Annotated in this window: 13 protein-coding genes; 9 read left to right on the forward strand and 4 right to left on the reverse strand. The window is 67.5% G+C overall.

What is annotated here, in order from left to right; translation table 11 throughout:
* Window positions 1-156 precede the first annotated feature (156 nt).
* Together TVH25_RS17265 and TVH25_RS17270 are read left to right on the forward strand one after the other, a co-directional pair.
* Entirely contained in the window at window positions 157-960 is an 804-nt protein-coding gene (locus TVH25_RS17265; RefSeq protein WP_296550236.1) for an SDR family NAD(P)-dependent oxidoreductase, read from the forward strand.
* Between the two features lie 121 nt (window positions 961-1,081).
* Window positions 1,082-1,510 carry a GNAT family N-acetyltransferase gene (locus TVH25_RS17270; protein WP_169623106.1) on the forward strand — a complete coding sequence of 143 codons (429 nt, stop codon included), beginning with the start codon at window positions 1,082-1,084 and terminating at the stop codon, window positions 1,508-1,510.
* A 79-nt stretch (window positions 1,511-1,589) separates the two neighbouring features.
* Here the strand turns inward: TVH25_RS17270 and TVH25_RS17275 are convergent, their stop codons facing one another.
* Window positions 1,590-2,939, reverse strand: coding sequence for an MFS transporter (locus TVH25_RS17275; RefSeq protein WP_296550238.1), 1,350 nt, complete (start codon window positions 2,937-2,939; stop codon window positions 1,590-1,592).
* A gap of 244 nt (window positions 2,940-3,183) precedes the next feature.
* Window positions 3,184-4,329: a 12-oxophytodienoate reductase gene (locus tag TVH25_RS17280; RefSeq protein ID WP_169623130.1), complete on the reverse strand. Its 1,146-nt coding sequence runs from the start codon at window positions 4,327-4,329 to the stop codon at window positions 3,184-3,186.
* A gap of 242 nt (window positions 4,330-4,571) precedes the next feature.
* Between TVH25_RS17280 and TVH25_RS17285 the strand changes: the two genes are divergently transcribed.
* The 5 genes from TVH25_RS17285 to hsaA all read left to right on the forward strand — a co-directional run bounded on the left by TVH25_RS17285 (window position 4,572) and on the right by hsaA (window position 9,910).
* Complete coding sequence (locus TVH25_RS17285) at window positions 4,572-5,459, forward strand: IclR family transcriptional regulator (protein WP_169623108.1); 888 nt, start codon at window positions 4,572-4,574, stop codon at window positions 5,457-5,459.
* An 87-nt stretch (window positions 5,460-5,546) separates the two neighbouring features.
* A complete protein-coding gene (locus tag TVH25_RS17290; protein WP_169623109.1) occupies window positions 5,547-6,422 on the forward strand; it encodes an alpha/beta fold hydrolase in 876 nt (291 codons plus the stop codon).
* Between the two features lie 159 nt (window positions 6,423-6,581).
* A complete protein-coding gene (locus tag TVH25_RS17295) occupies window positions 6,582-7,760 on the forward strand; it encodes an acyl-CoA dehydrogenase family protein (protein ID WP_169623110.1) in 1,179 nt (392 codons plus the stop codon).
* Window positions 7,761-7,789: 29 nt separating this feature from the next.
* The gene (locus TVH25_RS17300; protein ID WP_169623111.1) at window positions 7,790-8,713 is read left to right on the forward strand and encodes a VOC family protein; all 924 of its coding nucleotides are present in this window, start codon (window positions 7,790-7,792) and stop codon (window positions 8,711-8,713) included.
* Between the two features lie 27 nt (window positions 8,714-8,740).
* On the forward strand, window positions 8,741-9,910 hold the full coding sequence (hsaA, locus tag TVH25_RS17305) for a 3-hydroxy-9,10-secoandrosta-1,3,5(10)-triene-9,17-dione monooxygenase oxygenase subunit (protein ID WP_169652024.1): 1,170 nt from the start codon (window positions 8,741-8,743) through the stop codon (window positions 9,908-9,910).
* On the opposite strand, the gene TVH25_RS17310 is transcribed toward hsaA, so the two are convergent.
* Window positions 9,907-11,481: an FAD-dependent oxidoreductase gene (locus TVH25_RS17310; protein WP_296550242.1), complete on the reverse strand. Its 1,575-nt coding sequence runs from the start codon at window positions 11,479-11,481 to the stop codon at window positions 9,907-9,909. The genes hsaA and TVH25_RS17310 overlap by 4 nt on opposite strands.
* Before the next feature lie 166 nt (window positions 11,482-11,647).
* Here TVH25_RS17310 and TVH25_RS17315 point away from each other — a divergent pair, with 166 nt between their 5' ends.
* Window positions 11,648-13,117, forward strand: a complete 1,470-nt coding sequence (locus TVH25_RS17315) for an FAD-dependent oxidoreductase (RefSeq protein WP_422424960.1) — start codon at window positions 11,648-11,650, stop codon at window positions 13,115-13,117.
* Between the two features lie 10 nt (window positions 13,118-13,127).
* On the opposite strand, the gene TVH25_RS17320 is transcribed toward TVH25_RS17315, so the two are convergent.
* Complete coding sequence (locus tag TVH25_RS17320; RefSeq protein ID WP_422424961.1) at window positions 13,128-13,643, reverse strand: flavin reductase family protein; 516 nt, start codon at window positions 13,641-13,643, stop codon at window positions 13,128-13,130.
* Window positions 13,644-13,915: 272 nt separating this feature from the next.
* On the opposite strand from TVH25_RS17320, the gene TVH25_RS17325 reads away from it, so the two are divergent.
* A complete protein-coding gene (locus tag TVH25_RS17325) occupies window positions 13,916-14,539 on the forward strand; it encodes a TetR family transcriptional regulator (protein WP_422424962.1) in 624 nt (207 codons plus the stop codon).
* Window positions 14,540-14,640: the final 101 nt, after the last annotated feature.

Genomic DNA, 14,640 nt, shown 5'->3' on the forward strand with positions numbered 1-14,640 from the left:
CGCCCGCCCGGGTGCCCCGCGCATGGCGTGCACCCGGCTCGCGGAAACCATCACACGCGCGGCGGCGTCGGGCGTCCTCGACGTCTACGACGACGCGCCCGTGCCAGCACCTGTTGTCCAATGAAGCTTCGACCCGACCACTCCGGAGGATCCGCGATGACCGAACCCCTCAACCTCGATCGTGCACAGTACGGCCCGTGGGCCGTGATCGCCGGAGGATCGGAGGGTGTCGGCGCCGCCTTCGCTGACGAATTGAGCCGTGCCGGATTCGATCTCGTGCTCATCGCACGGAAGCCCGGACCGCTCGAGGAGACCGCGGACCGCGCCCGCGAGAACGGCGTACAGGTACGCACTCTCGCGCTCGATCTGCTCGCCGCCGACGCAGTCGACGAGATCCGCGCCGCGACAGCGGATCTCGAGGTGGGGTTGTTCATCTTCAATGCGGGAGCCAACAGCTACGGACACGAGTTCGTCACCGGCGACCTCGAGGGATTCCGCGGCGTGATCGACCTCAACGTGCACCGTCAGGTCGAACTCGCGCAACTGTTCGGTGCGCCGATGAAGGAGCGGGGCCGCGGCGGCATCATGCTGCTCGGCTCCCTCGCGGGATACATGGGCTCGGAACACCAGAGCATCTACTCGGCGTCGAAGGCGTTCAGCCGGGTGTTCGCGGAGAGCCTGTGGCTCGAACTCGCACCCCACGGTGTCCACGTCGTCGAACTCGTCCTCGGTGTCACGCGCACCCCCGCGATGGTGCGCGCCGGACTGAACTTCGATGTCCCCGGCATGCGTGTCTCGGAGTCGGAAGATGTTGCACGCGAAGGCCTCGAACATCTCGAGGACGGTCCGGTGTGGATCGCGGGCGGAAACTACGACGCAGCGGTGAAGCGCAGCGGATTCCCTCGTCGCGAGCTGGTCGAAGGAGCAGCGAAAGCGATGCGTGCCCTGATGAACCGCTGACAGAACTGTCGACTCCCTCACCAGGGATGACTGCCCCGTCCCGCCCTGATCGCAGGGCTGGACGGGGCTTTCTGCGTGCGGCACTGTAGTCGCGAGCACAGTGCTGGAAGGGGGGCGATCCATGAGCATCGTCGTCGACAATCGACTGTCGGAGGACGAACTGTCCCGTGTCCTGGATTTTCTGACCGGCGACGCCTACTGGAACAGGTGGCGGTCGCGCGATCGGATACGGCAACAATTCGAGAGTGCCTGGAAGATCTACGCCGCGAGGGAGCCGGACTCCGGGCAACTGCTCGGCGCGGTCCGGGTGTCGTCCGACGGTGTCGCCTACGGGTACATCGCAGACGGATTCGTCTTCCCGGAGCATCGGGGCGACGGCGTCGGGAGCGCCGTGCTCGAGTGCCTGCTGTCGGATATCGACGCAGCAGACTTCCGGTGGATGCTGCATACGGAGGATGCGCAGCCGCTCTACTCCCGGTTCGGATTTGTTGCCTACGGCCCGACATACATGGAACGCCCGAGTAGACACAGTCGGCCGGCCTCTGGATGAACGCACTGCGCGCCCGGGCGGGACCGGGCGCGCCGGGTGCCTCCTCATGCCGGGAGGAAACGAGAAGACGTCGGATGGGTCAGGAGGCGACTGCGTCCGGGACGCCACGGGGAATCATCACGGTGAGCGCGATCGCGATGAACGCCAGTACCAGGAACATGACGCCGATCATGTTCAGGCCACCGATCGGAGTGGCCGCGAACGCGAGCAACATGGTGGCGACGGACGTGCCGACACCCTGTCCTGCGGTACGCAGCACCGCATTCGTGCCGGTCGCCTCGCTCGTGTTGCGTTCGGGCACGGCCTCGACGATGAGGTTCGGCAGGGCGGTGTAGGCGAATGCGGTGGCGACCGACACCACCACGACCATCGCGGTCATCGCCACGACCGAATTGTGAGCGGTCATCATGGTCACGGTGCTGGCGACGAAGAGAATGCTGCCGATCAACATCGATACGCGGGACCCGACGGCCGCCGAGATACGGCCGCTGAGGGGTGTGCACGCGAAACCGAACATCGACCCGATGAAGGACAACCAGCCCGCGTGCGTCGCGCTCAGGCCCAGGCCGAAGCCGTCCGACGTGGGTGTCTGCATGATGATCGGGATGATCATGGTGGCGACGCCCATCGGTCCTGCGGCGATCGCGACCGTCGCGAGCATCGTCAGCGAGAACTTGCGTCCGGCGAAGAGGCGCACATTGATGATCGGTGACGGCACGCGCAACTCCCACCGCACGAGCAGAACGAGTACGACGGCGCCACCGACGATCAGGCCGAGGGTCCGGCCGTCGGCCCAGCCCCAGGCCTGCGACTTGTTGACGCCGAGGAGGATCGCAGCGACGGATGCCGCGAATGTCACCGCTCCGACGTAGTCGATTTTCTCCTTCGTGCCGGTCGGCGGCCGCCACGGCAGGACGAACCACACGAGCAGAATCGCGAACACCGAGTACGCGGCAGCGACGACGAAGATCATGTGCCAGCTGGCGTAGTCGATGAGCAGCCCCGCGACCAGCAGTGACGCCGAACCCGCCGCAACGGCGGATCCCGAGATCAGCGCGACGGCGACGGGAACCTTGCCCGACGGAAGGTGCTCACGTGCGAGGCCGATGCACAACGGAAGGATCGCGCCGGCAACACCCTGGATGGTGCGGCCGACGATGATGCTGGTGAGACTGTCGCCCGCGGCGCTGATGATGGAACCCACCGCTGCGACCACCAGAAGAACGATCAATACCCGTTCACGTCCGTACATGTCGCCGAGGCGGCCACAGACCGCGGCAGATGCGGCCGCGACGAGGAGGAACGAGGTGACGGCCCAGCCGACGGTCGACGCGTCGCTGTCGAAATCCGTGATGAGCGTGGGGATCGCTGCGAACATCATGGAAGTTTCGAAAGCGCTGATGATCTCGACGGCGATCAACACCGCCACGATTACCCAGACGGGTTGCCTGCGGTCGAATCGTCCTCGGCCGGAAGTATGTTCGGGCTCCCGGTGGGATAGCTCGTTAGCGTATGACGTCACTGCGCATCCAGACTCTCGGCGGCCCGTCGTGGCCCGCGGGGTTTCCTCACTCCAGTCGGGAGTGGTGCGCATCACTTTCTAGATGAGGTAACAAACTCTCCGAGTTGTGTTCCCGCTCATCGAGACTGCCGACATCTCCGGTGCACCGAGATCAGAGCAGTGCCGCCTCGTGGACGGTGCGGTCGAATTCCGGCAGCGCCGCGCCGTTGCGCAACGTCGTCGCGAGCGTGGGATCGGCGAGATGAAGTCGCCCGATGGCGATCAGATCGAATTCGTCCCTGCCCATCCGGCTTTCGAGTTCCGGAAGGTTGTCTCGGACGGGAGCGCTGCCCTGGGTGCGGCTCTCGCGCAGGGTTGCGCCGATGCCGACGCTTCCGACCGCCATGGACACGGCGCCCGTGACCTTCTTGGCCCATCCGGCGAGGGTGAGGTCGCTGCCCTCGAACGCGGGCAGATCGAAGCGGCGGATGCTTGCGTCGAACACGTCCACGCCGGCGTCGGCCAGCGGCGAGAGGACGGCCTTCAGCTCGTCCGGCGTGTGCGCGATCTTGGCTTCGTAGTCCTGTTGCTTGTGCTGCGAGAATCGATAGAAGATCGGCAGGTCCTCACCGATGGTCGCGCGAATGGCTGCCACGACTGCCGCGGGGAATCGGGTCCGGTCTCGGAGGTCGCCGCCCCAGCGGTCCTCGCGCAGGTTGGTTCCTTCCCAGAGGAACGAGTCGAGCAGGTAACCGTGACCGCCGTGCAGCGCGACGCCGTCGAATCCGACTTCCTTCGCAGCCGCTGCGGCACGGGAGTATGCGTCGACGACCTGCGTGATGTCCTCGTCGGTCATGGCGCGCGTGGGCTTCGACGCGCGGGCGACATAGTCGGCTCCGTACGAGGTGACGCCGGGTTCTCCCCACACTCCCGACGGCCGCATCGGGGTCAGGGCGGGATCGACATCTGCCGTCATGGCTCCCCACAGCGGCCCGACGTGCCAGAGCTGCGGAATGATCCGGCCGCCTTCGGCGTGGACCGCGTCGACGACGCGGCGCCACCCGTCGAGTGCGGCCTCGCCGTACATGTGAGGCACGCGGGGGTTGTCGACGGCGGTGGGGTGGTCGATCGCCACTCCCTCGGTGACGATGAGTGCCGTGCCCCCGGCGGCACGGCGCCGGTAGTACTCGGCCACGTCCGGTCCCGGTACTCCACCCGGCGAGTGCGACCGCGTCATCGGCGACATTACGATGCGGTTGCGCAGCCGAAGGGAGCGGACGGCGAGCGGGCGGAAGAGAGCGGAGGGGACTTCGGTCATGGCTGTTTCGGCACTTTCGTCGGTGGTCACGCGATTGCCGTGACGACTGCAGGTCGATCGGGCACCTTGCTCTCCGGTTGTACCGGCGCCGCAGATCGGTGGACAGGTTCTTCCTGGTCAGTGGGATGTGCGGGCGGTGTGTGTACTTCGTCACCTTCCGTAGTACCCTTTGGTGCAGACCACAAGAATGAATTTCAGTTTGTCGTTCTGTGGGTTCTGTGCAGGTGAACGAAAGGGTGCCGATGTCAGAGTCCGACTACGCGAAACCGGCCGAGTCCGCGAAGCGCGAGCTTCCCGCGTCGATGGTGGAACGCATGACCCTGATCCTCGATGCCTTCGACGATCGCTCGTCTCGTCTCACTCTCGAAGAGGTCGCGTGCCGCACGCGACTGCCGCGCTCGACCGTTCATCGCATCCTCGACCAGATGGTTCGGCTCGACTGGATCGACCACGCGTCGTTCGGTTACTGCCTGGGCCGGCGGGCGAAGGCCATGACCGAAGGCGACAACGGCCACATCCGGATCCGGGAAGCCGCCGCTCCGCTGCTCTACGAACTCCACATGACCACGGGCATGGTCGCGCACCTCGCGGTGCTCGACGGCGGTGACTGCGTCTATCTCGACAAGATCGGCGGCCAGCTCGCCGCGGCACTGCCGTCCCGTGTCGGCGGCCGGGTTCCCGCCTACGCCAGCGCGTGCGGAAAAGCCTTGCTCGCAGGCCTCGAGCCCGAGCAGGTCGACGACCTCTACGACGAGCGGCTCGCCCGCCGTACAGACCGCACCATCCACGATCTGTCGACTCTGCATCTCGAACTCAACCGCATCCGTAGCCGGCGCGGTCTGGCATTCGAAACCGGTGAGTCCGCGGTCGGGATGGCATGTGTCGGTGCCGCCATTCGGGGACCCGAGGGGCCCATCGCCTCGATCTCCCTGTGCGGTCCCACCCGCGCGGGTCTTCTCGAACGGACCGCGCCGCTCGTCGCGGCGGCGGCCCGCGACGTTTCGCGCGCGCTGTATCCCGAACTGAGCGTTCCCCGGCGGGGCACCCGCACGGCGCGGGTCCCCGCAGAGTCGTGGTCCTCGCACGCCATGGAGCGGCTGCTCGCCACCCAATCGGGGGAGTGGATATAACCCGCCACGACCGACGACCGCCCGGCACGTCCCGGTGACCGGGAGGTCGCGCGCCGCGTGAGGGCCGTCACTGGGAACGTCTCGGATATGACGACCGAATTGAGTTACGACGAGACTGCCAGGACGCTCGAGACCGACCGGGGCACCCTCCGCTACCACGAGGCAGGTGCCGGAGAACCGCTCGTCCTTCTGCACGGGTCCGGCCCCGGAGTCACCGGATGGCGCAACTATCGCGGCGTGCTCGCCGACCTTTCCGAGCACTTTCGGTGCCTCGTCCTGGAGTTTCCCGGATTCGGGGTCAGTGACCCATGCGAGGGTCACCCGATGGCGATGGCGTCGGTAGCGGTCGCCGACTTCCTCGACGGACTGGGCCTCGACCGGACAGCGATCATCGGCAACTCGATGGGCGGCATCGTCGGTACCCAGTTCGCGATCGCACAGCCCGACCGGGTGAGCAAGCTTGTCACCATCGGCGGCGCAGGACGTTCGGTCTTCGCGCCGGCACCGGGCGAGGGCATCAAGCTTCTGATGGAGTTCACGGACGATCCGACACGCGAAAAGCTCGTCCGCTGGCTGCATTCCATGGTGTACGACCCGGCGATCATCACCGAAGAGCTCATCGAGGAGCGGTGGGCACTGGCCACCGAGCCCAAGACCCTGGAAATCGCGCGTCGCATGTACAGCACCGCGGCATTCGCCGCGGCCGGGCGGGCGGCCCTCGCCTCCGACGCCACCCCCTACTGGGCGCAACTCGGCCGGATCACCGCACCGACCCTGCTCACATGGGGCCGTGACGACCGGGTCAGCCCGGTCGACATGGCGATGCTCCCGATGCGGGACCTGCGCCGCGGAGAACTGCACGTGTTCCCCAACTGCGGGCACTGGACGATGATCGAGGCCCGCGACGCGTGGCTCGCGACGGTCCTGGCGTTCCTGAAGCGGGACGACGCCACGGCGTCCTGACCGTCTGAACACCCTCGGCCCCGGTAGATCCCGCTCAGTGGAACATTTCCGGAGCACGGCTGCGATCTCTTGAGACCGTAGCCACCACCGGAACTCCGACGCCGCCGGCAGCACATTCGCACGGTGACCGGGCGTCGCCATCAGAAAGCTGGAGACATCATGGGACAGGTCCTCGACTCCCTCGCAGAGTTTGCAGACGAAATCCGGGCGGACGGCGCCGAGGGTGACACGCTCATGCGTCTGACCGACCGCAGTGCCGGACGGCTCCGCGACGCAGGCGTCATCCGGATGTTGCAGCCCAAGGAATTCGGCGGCCTCGAGGCTCACCCGCGAGAGTTCGCGGAGACGGCGATGGCCATCGGCGCGATGGACGGCGCGACGGGCTGGGTCAGCGGCATCGTGGGTGTACATCCCTGGGAGATGGCGTTCTTCGACCCGAAGGCGCAGCAGGAAGTGTGGGGCGAGAACCCCGACACCTGGATCGCCTCGCCCTACGCGCCGATGGGCGTGGCGACTCCCGTCGACGGTGGATACATCCTCAACGGCCGCTGGTCGTTCTCGTCGGGCACCGATCACTGCGACTGGGTGATGATCGGTGCGGCAGTCGGCGACAAGGACGGCAAGCGGGTGTCTCCGCCGAAGAGCCTGCACGTGCTGGTGCCGAGATCCGACTACCGCATCGACCACGAGAGCTGGAACGTCGTCGGCCTGCGTGGCACCGGCTCCAAGGACCTCATCGTCGAGAACGCCTTTCTCCCGGCGTACCGCACGCTGGCGGCGGAACGGGTGATGGGCGGCGTGGCGTGGCAGGACGCCGGACGCGAGGAGACGCTCTACAAGTTCCCCTTCTCGTGCATCTTCCCGCTGGGCATCACCTCGTCGCTCATCGGTATCGCCGAGGGCGCCCTCAACTGCTACATCGAGACGCAGCGCGAACGGGTCACCGTCTCCGGAACCGCGATCAAGCAGGATCCGTACGTGCTGTCCGCGCTCGGCAACGCGGCCGCGGAGATCGCCGCCTCGCGTGCCGCCGTCCTCGAGACCGTCGACCGGTTCTGGGATCTCACCGAGCGCGGCAAGGAGGTCACCTTCGAGATGCGTGCCGTCGGCAGGCGGACGCAGACCGCTGCCGCGTGGCGTGCGGTGGCCGCGGTCGACGAGATCTTCGGCCGCGCGGGCGGCGGTGCCCTGCAGTTGAGCAACCCGCTCCAGCGTTTCTGGCGCGATGCCCACGCCGGTCTGAGCCACGCCATCCACGTGCCCGGATCGATCTTCCATGCGGCGACGCTCACCCAGCTCGGTGAGGAACCGCAGGGCATGATGCGCTCGATGATCTAGTTCCACCCCCCAGGCAGGAAAGGACGGACATGACGGATATCCGTGGACTCGGCTATGTCAGGATTCAGACCCGCGACGTGGCTCGCTGGCGTGAACTCGTCGTCGACGGGCTGGGGATGGCCGTCGGCACCGGACCCGAGAGCGACGGGCTCTACCTGCGGATCGACGAGCGGCGCTCACGCCTGATCGTCCTTCCGGGCGACACCGACCGTGCCCTGGCGGTGGGCTGGGAGGTGCGCGACGAATTCGCGCTCCGGCGTGTCCGGGAAGCGGTCGAGAAGGCCGGCATCTCGGTCGAGGTGCTGAGCGAGGAGGAGTCCACGTACCGCGACGCCGAACAGGTCATCGCCTTCGACGATCCGGGCGGCACCCGTACCGAGGTGTTCTTCGGCCCCGTACTCGACCACAGCCCGCTCGTGACTCCGTTCGGCGGCACGTTCCACACCGGGCCGGAGGGCCTCGGGCACGTGGTGCTCCCCTCCGCGATGTTCGCCGAATCGTACGAGTTCTATACCGAGGTACTGGGTTTCCTTCCCCGGGGTGCGACCCGCCTCGGTGGTCTGTCCGCGCCGCCTCCCGTCCGGCGCGTGCGTTTCCTCGGCGTCAACCGCCGGCACCACAGCCTGGCGTTGTGCCCCGCGCCGCCGCTCGGCGCACCGGGTCTGGTCCATCTCATGCTCGAGGTGGACACCCTCGACGCGGTGGGTCAGGCACTCGACCGGATCGGCAAGCTGGGTTTCTCGATTTCGTCGACGCTCGGCCGGCATACCAACGACAAGATGGTCTCGTTCTATGTCCGGGCACCGGGCGGCTGGGACATCGAATTCGGTACCGAAGGAATGCTCGTGGACGAGACCTTCTACACGGCAGAGGAAATCACCGCAGACAGCTATTGGGGACACGACTGGTCGGCGTCCGAACCCCTGGCGGCATTCACTCCGCCGTCGCACTGACGGGGTAGCAGGACGGGAGCGCACTCCATGACGCCTTGCCATGTGCTCGACGCGGTACGGGAACTCGCACCCGGATTGGCGGCTCGGGCCGCGCACATCGACGAGTCGCGCAGGATTCCCGACGAGACGATCGCGGAACTGGTTGCCGCCGGCGTCTTCCGGATGCTGCAACCGCGACGCTACGGCGGGACCGAAACCGACCCCATGCGGTTCTACGAGGTTGTGCGGGCGCTGTCGGCGGCATGTGGGTCGACGGGATGGATCGCATCGGTCGTCGGTGTGCATCCCTGGCATCTCGCGCTGTTCCCCGACCGCGCACAGCACGACGTCTGGGGCCGCGACGAGTCGACACTCGTGTCGTCCGCGTACGCGCCGGTCGGCAGGCTCCGGCAGGTCGGCGACGGTTACCGGTTGTCGGGGACGTGGATGTTCTCGTCCGGATGCGAGTACGCGTCGTGGGCACTGCTGGGCGGGATGGTCGTCGGCGCGGACGGTAGACCGCTGGATTTCGTCACCGCACTCGTTCCGCGTGACGACTACTCGATTCGCGACGTGTGGAACGTCGTCGGCATGCGGGGAACGAGCAGTAACGAGATCACCGTCGACGACGTGTTCGTTCCTTCGTACCGGGTCGTGCGCAACTTCGACACCGCGAACCTTCGCGGTCCCGGTCAGAAAGTCAATGCCGGCCCCCTGTACCGGCTTCCGTTCGCGTCGCTCTTCGCGACCACCGTCGCCGTGCCGATCGTCGGCGTGGTCGAGGGTTGCTACGACGAGTACCTCGCGGCGATGCGGGAACGGGTGCGGCTGAGCCTCGGTGGCGGACGGTTCGCCGACGACCCGTTCGCGCAGGTCGCGGTGGGGCGCGCGTCCTCGGAAATCGATGCCGCGGTACTGCAACTCGAACGGAACATCCGGGAACTCTGGCGACTCGCAGAGGCCGGAGACGACATCCCCTTCTCCCTGCGGCTACGAACCAGGCGCGATCAGGTACGAGCCACCGAACGGGCCGTCGAAGCAATCGATCTGCTGTTCAAGACCGCCGGTGGAACGTCCTTGTTTCTCGGCAACGTCATCGAACGGGCGTGGCGCGACGCGCATGCCGGGAGCATGCACGTCGCGAACGAGCCCGAACGCGCCTTCGCCCTCTACGGGAAGGACGCCTTCGGGCTGCCCGTCGAAGACAACCTCGTCTAGCTCTCGGTCACGGCAGCGCCGGGGAGTACCGAGTCCGCCTGCGCCATGTGCTGGGCCGCGCGGTAGGCAAACACCATCGCCGTTCCCAGCGGAGTTCCGGGCGCGGGATAGAACCGGCCGCTGAGTGACGCAGCGGTGTTGCCTGCCGCATACAACCCGGCGATCGCCGAACCGTCCTCACGGAGCACCCGCGCATCGGTATCGGTGCGCACCCCGCCCTTCGTCCCGAGATCGCTGAGAACGATCCGGGCCGCGTAGAACGGTGCCTCGGTCAGGGCGGTGAGGGCGCGGTTGGGGTTCTCGCTCGGCGGGCAGAAGAACACGTCGTAGGGGTCTTCACCTCGCGCGAAGTCCTCGTCGACTCCGGTGGCCGCCGAGTCGTTGAAGCGCTCGACGGTCGATCGCAGGGCGTCCGCGTCCATGCCGAGTTGTGCGGCGAGTTCTTCGATGCTGTCGGCGCGCACCCACGTTCCGGCGGCGAGATGATCGTCCGCGCTCGCCTCGGGAATCGACATGGCCGGCAGTACCGGCCCACCTTCACGCGAGTCGAAGATCAGGTACGACGGCACCGACCGCGACACGCCGTGTGCCAGCATCTCCCGCCCGAACCGGTCGTACGGCTGCATTTCGTTGAGGTAGCGCCGGCCGTCCGCGTCGACGAGGACGCCGCCGCGCACGCACACCATGAATGCGCCCGATCCGTCCGGCATCTCGACGCCGGGGCACCACCACGCCTCGTCCGTCAACGCGATCGCGGCACCTGCGTCGGCGGCCGCGACGTGCAGATCGCCGGTGTTGGCACCGCGCGGGCCCATGCTCCACGCCGCGGCACCGGGAGTGCCGTGCTCGCTGCGCATGTCCTGGTTGCCTTCGATGCCGCCGGCGGCGAGCAGCACGCCGCGGGTCGCGCGGATCCGGACGGTTTCCCCGGACTCGGTGAGCGCTTCCACCCCCACGACCCGGTCGTTCTCGACGATCAGCGACCGCACGGCGGTGCCGGTACGCAGGTCCGCGTTGCCGGTGCCCTGCAGGGCAAGGAGCAGCCGTCCGATCAGGGCGCGTCCCGCGATGAGGGTTTCGTCGGGGTGCGGTTCACCGTTGCGATCGAGTCCCGGTTCGGGGCGAATTCGCTCACGGAGAGCACCGATCTGTTCGCTCGGCAGGTCCAGGGCATTGATCGCGCGTCCCACGTCCACACGCCCCGGTGCGGGGTAGTAGTCGGGGAAGGGGCGCCACTCGAATTCGAGGTGCGGGTCGCGCTCGAGGAAGTCGACGAGCACCGGGGCCGTGGTCAGGAACGCTTCCTGACGATCCTTCTCCGCGTCGCCCAGTACGGCCGCGAGATAGGTGCGTGCCGCGTCGGTCGAGTCGCCGAGGCCCGCTCGTTCCTGGACCGTGGTGCCGGGCAGCCACATCGCCCCGCCGGAGTACGACGAGGTGCCGCCGAACAGTCCGGTCTTCTCCAGAACGACGGTGCGCAGACCGGCCGCAGCGGCGGAGTATGCGCCTGCCAGCGCCCCGCCGCCCGATCCGACGACGATGACGTCGAATTCACTGGTGTTGTCCTGCACGGGAGTTGTCCTCTCGGTTGTGGTGGGTGTCGCACCTACGCAAGCGCATGTGCGGCGCTGCGCGTGGGCGTGCTCCCGACCAGCGGGATACTCCCGGCCGACCGGTCCGGGTCCGCTTACGGTCCGCAGGAGACCACTGGGCTGTAATGCGGAAGGGGCTGTGCCCATGAGTAGTTCACCGATTCGTCCGATTTCCTCCGAGACCGTCGGCACCTGGGATTTCGAGGCCGACGTCGTGATCGCGGGATACGGCATTGCGGGGGTGTCCGCGGCGATCGGTGCTGCGGAGAACGGCGCCGATGTGCTGGTACTCGAGCGCACCGGCGGCGGCGGTGGAGCGGCCGCGTTGTCCGGGGGCATCGTGTACCTCGGCGGCGGCACCCGGGTGCAGAAGGCGTGCGGATTCGACGACACCCCCGAGAACATGAAGACGTTTCTCGCCGAGGCGCTGGGGCCGGGAGTCGACCAGGACAAACTCGATGTCTACTGCGACGGCAGCGTGCAGCATTTCGAGTGGCTCGAAGCGTGCGGGGTCCGGTACAAGGAAAGTTTCTGGTCCCAGCCCGGCTGGGAATGCCCCGTCGACGACTCCCTGATGTACAGCGGGGGAGAGAACGCGGCACCGTTCGACACACTCGTGCCGCCGGCGCCCCGCGGACACCTCGCGCAGGTCCCGATGCCGCGCAACGGCGAGCAGGGAGCCGGGCACGTTCTGATGACCACGCTGATCGGAAAGGCGACCGACCTCGGTGTCCGCGTGGAATCCGACATCCGGGTGCAGCGCCTGGTCGTCGACGGCACCGGCCGTGTCGTCGGTGTGACCGCGACCCGATTCGGACAGGAGATCACCGTCCGCGCGCACGGCGGTGTGGTGCTCGCGACCGGCTCGTTCGCGTACAACGACGAGATGATGCAGGCCTACGCGCCGCGTCTCTACAAGCGGCCCGCCGCGACGGTCGAGGAGCACGACGGTCGCGCCATCCTCATGGCGCAGGCGCTCGGTGCGGGACTGGCGCACATGGACGCGTGCGAGGTCGCCTTCTTCTGCGACCCCCAGCTGATGGCCCGCGGCATCCTCGTCAACGGACGAGGACAGCGGTACGTCCCCGAGGACACCTATCCGGGCCGCATCGGTCAGCTCACCATGTACCAGAACGACAACCAGGCGTTTCTCGTCCTCGACCAGGCGGCGTACGAAGAAGGGATGGCAGCGCCGAGTTCGAGCCCGCAGCTTCGCAGGCAGCCGACCTGGGTGTGCGAGAGCGTCGCCGAACTCGAATCGGAGATGGGTCTGCCCGAGGGCACCCTGACCGCCACCGTGGAGTTGTACAACCGGCACGCCGCCGCAGGCACCGATCCTGTGCTCGGGAAGAAGCCCGAATGGGTCAAGCCGATCGGGTCGCCGATCGCTGCGATCGACCTGCGCGGCATGACCGGTGGTTTCACGCTGGGCGGTCTCCGGACATCGGTGGACTCGGAGGTCCTGCACGTCGACGGCGATCCGATACCGGGCCTGTACGCGGCGGGCCGCTGCACCTCCGGATTGTCTGCCGGAGGATATTGCAGCGGGATCTCGCTCGGTGACGGGAGCTTCTTCGGGCGGCGGGCCGGGATCAGCGCCGCCGCCACCGGGTAACCCCGGTCGGTCAGCCGTCGAGGCCGAACGCGCCCCGGTAGAAGACCATCGGACGGTCTTCTGCCGGGCATTCGAGTTCGGTCACGCGGCCGACGACGATGTCGTGATCCCCGGCGACGTGTACGTCGTGGACCTCGGCGTGGACCCGCATGAGCACGCCCGGCAAGGTGGGCGTGCCCCATCGGGACAGTTCCCAGTCGAGACCGTCGAACTTGTGCCCCCGGCTCGAACCGAACCGACCGCACAGGTCCGTCTGTTCGGCGCCGAGCACGTTGACGGTGAACCGGCCGGCGCGCCGGATGCGTGGCCAGGCCCGGCCCCGGTGATCCGCGCAGAACAGCACCAGCGGCGGTTCGAGTGAGACGGATGCGAACGACTGGCAGGCGAAGCCGACGGGACCGTCGTCGTCGAGTCCGGTCACCACGGTGACACCCGAGGCGAAACGTCCCATCGCCCTGCGCATCTCGTCGGGAGTGGGTACGTCACCGTCGAACGCACGTTCCTGGGTCAGCGACTGAATCTGCATGTGCCTCACTCCGATTCGATCCCGGGCCGCCTGGGTTCGGCGACGTCCACGAATCCGAGAGTATGGGTGACCTGCGCCACGCCTGAACCGGTTCTCGCTCAGCGGACGTTCACGCGAAATCGCGGCGCCGATCCCTGCGCCCGATGTCTGCCCGCCGGCGCGGTCCCACTGAGCGAGACCAACGGTGATTCCGGCGACCCGGCTCCCTCGCCCGGGTGGATGCGGGCACGATGGGACAATCTGCACGTCCAATTGCAGGAAGGGGGCCGGCGATGCCGAGGATTGCCAAGGCGCGGGAGGGCGCCGAACCGACATCGGACGTGCAACGCGAACGGCAGGTGCGGATCCTGACCGCTGCCGCCCGTCTCGGTTCCGAACATGAACTCACCCGGGTGCAGATGGCGGAGGTCGCGAAGGACGCGGGTGTCGCGATCGGCACGCTGTACCGATATTTCCCGTCGAAGACGCACCTCTTCGTGGCGTTGCTCCTGAGCCAACTCGAACGCGCGAAGCAACGACTGCCCGATCCACCGCCGGGCGTGGCCCCGCCGCAGGCGATCTGCGACGCGCTTGTCGTCATGACGCGCGCGATCGTCGCGCGGCCCCGCCTCGCGTCCGCCATGCTCGTGTCCAACAGCACCGCCTCCGCATCGGTGGTGCCGGATTCGGTCGAGGTGGAGCGTGTCTTCCAGGGCATCGTGCTCGCGCAGGGCGGCATCGAACAGCCCACGGACACAGATCGTGACGCGGTGCGCCTGCTGTCGATGGTGTGGTTCGGCCTGATCCTGGTGCTCTTGAACGGCAGAGTGTCGATCGAGGAGACCGAGACCGACATCCGGCGCGCCTGCGATCTGCTTCTCGTCCACATGGCGGATACAGCACCCGGACCGGTGTGACAACGCCGAAGCCCCGCCGGCCGCGGCTGCGGTGGGCGGGGCGTAGGCGCGGCGCGCGGCGCCGTGGCCGGGCAGGGCTAAACCGCGGCGCCCCTCCACGG

This window comes from Rhodococcus sp. 7Tela_A2 (assembly GCF_049311045.1).
GTDB lineage: Bacteria > Actinomycetota > Actinomycetes > Mycobacteriales > Mycobacteriaceae > Rhodococcus.

Coding starts and splice junctions, on each gene's coding strand:
- TVH25_RS17265 (WP_296550236.1), top strand. CDS start 157: ATGACCGAACCCCTCAACCTCGATCGTGCACAGTACGGCCCGTGGGCC.
- TVH25_RS17270 (WP_169623106.1), top strand. CDS start 1,082: ATGAGCATCGTCGTCGACAATCGACTGTCGGAGGACGAACTGTCCCGT.
- TVH25_RS17280 (WP_169623130.1), bottom strand. CDS start 4,329: ATGACCGAAGTCCCCTCCGCTCTCTTCCGCCCGCTCGCCGTCCGCTCC.
- TVH25_RS17285 (WP_169623108.1), top strand. CDS start 4,572: ATGTCAGAGTCCGACTACGCGAAACCGGCCGAGTCCGCGAAGCGCGAG.
- TVH25_RS17290 (WP_169623109.1), top strand. CDS start 5,547: ATGACGACCGAATTGAGTTACGACGAGACTGCCAGGACGCTCGAGACC.
- TVH25_RS17295 (WP_169623110.1), top strand. CDS start 6,582: ATGGGACAGGTCCTCGACTCCCTCGCAGAGTTTGCAGACGAAATCCGG.
- TVH25_RS17300 (WP_169623111.1), top strand. CDS start 7,790: ATGACGGATATCCGTGGACTCGGCTATGTCAGGATTCAGACCCGCGAC.
- hsaA (WP_169652024.1), top strand. CDS start 8,741: ATGACGCCTTGCCATGTGCTCGACGCGGTACGGGAACTCGCACCCGGA.
- TVH25_RS17315 (WP_422424960.1), top strand. CDS start 11,648: ATGAGTAGTTCACCGATTCGTCCGATTTCCTCCGAGACCGTCGGCACC.
- TVH25_RS17320 (WP_422424961.1), bottom strand. CDS start 13,643: ATGCAGATTCAGTCGCTGACCCAGGAACGTGCGTTCGACGGTGACGTA.
- TVH25_RS17325 (WP_422424962.1), top strand. CDS start 13,916: ATGCCGAGGATTGCCAAGGCGCGGGAGGGCGCCGAACCGACATCGGAC.